Origin of the sequence: Nonomuraea sp. NPDC048882 (genome assembly GCF_040649755.1) — a bacterium.
In the GTDB taxonomy this organism is placed as follows: domain Bacteria; phylum Actinomycetota; class Actinomycetes; order Streptosporangiales; family Streptosporangiaceae; genus Nonomuraea; species Nonomuraea maheshkhaliensis.
Genome location: NZ_JBEZGB010000058.1, coordinates 1 through 1,083 on the forward strand (window position 1 = coordinate 1; position 1,083 = coordinate 1,083).

1 protein-coding gene is annotated in these 1,083 nt (G+C 68.1%); it reads left to right on the forward strand.

Annotation, left to right across the window (positions count from 1 at the left end; translation table 11 throughout):
• Window positions 1–91: 91 nt before the first annotated feature.
• Window positions 92–1,083: IS481 family transposase (locus AB0C27_RS56155; RefSeq protein WP_357863653.1), on the forward strand; the 992-nt coding region annotated here is incomplete at its 3' end.

Here is a 1,083-nt window from a genome sequence, read left to right on the forward strand (position 1 = left end):
GTGTGCTGGTTCAGGACATAGGAAACCCATGTCGCAAGACATAGGAAACTTCAACAGAGTGTGTCTCGGGACATAGGCAACCATCGCGATCATGAGCCTGGGCGGTGTGTCCAAGGCCAGAGTTGTCATCACCGCCGTTGTCGTCGAGGGCCGCTCCCAGGCAGAGGTCGCCCGCGCCTACGGGGTGTCCAAGGGCTGGGTGTCCAAGCTCGTCGCGCGTTACCGGGCCGAGGGCGAGGCAGCGTTCGAGCCCCGGTCGCGCAGGCCACGCACCTCGCCAAACGCGATCGACGCCGACACCGTCGAGCTGATCGTCCGGCTCCGCAAGGAACTCACCGAGCAAGGACTGGACGCCGGCCCGGACACCATCGGCTGGCACCTCGCCCACCATCACGGGCGGACGGTGTCCCGAGCCACGATCAGCCGCCATCTCACCCGTCGCGGTCTGGTGATCCCCGAGCCCAAGAAGCGGCCCCGTTCGTCCTACATCCGCTTCCAGGCGGAGCTGCCGAACGAGACCTGGCAGGCCGACTTCACCCACTACCGGCTCACTGACGGCACCGACACCGAGATCCTTTCCTGGCTGGACGACCATTCCCGCTACGCTCTGTCGGTGACCGCGCACGCCCGCGTCACCGGACCGATCGTGCGAACCACCTTCCGCGCCGCTGTCGCCGCCCATGGCGTGCCCGCCTCCACCCTGACCGACAACGGCATGGTGTTCACCACCCGGCTGGCCGGCGGCCGCGGCGGCCGCAACGCCTTCGAACACGACCTGCGCCGCCTGCACGTGCGACAGAAGAACTCCACCCCCAACCACCCCACCACCTGCGGCAAGGTCGAACGCTTCCAGCAGACCATGAAGAACTGGCTCCGCGCCCAGCCCGACCAACCCGCCACCCTGACCGACCTGCAGACACTCCTCGACCGCTTCGTCGATGCCTACAACCACCACCGCCCGCACCGATCCCTGCCACACCGTGCCACCCCGGCAACGGCCTACACCGCCTCGCCCAAGGCCCTGCCCGCCGGCAGCCGCGACGCCGACACCCACGCTCGCGTACGTCACGACCGCATCGACCC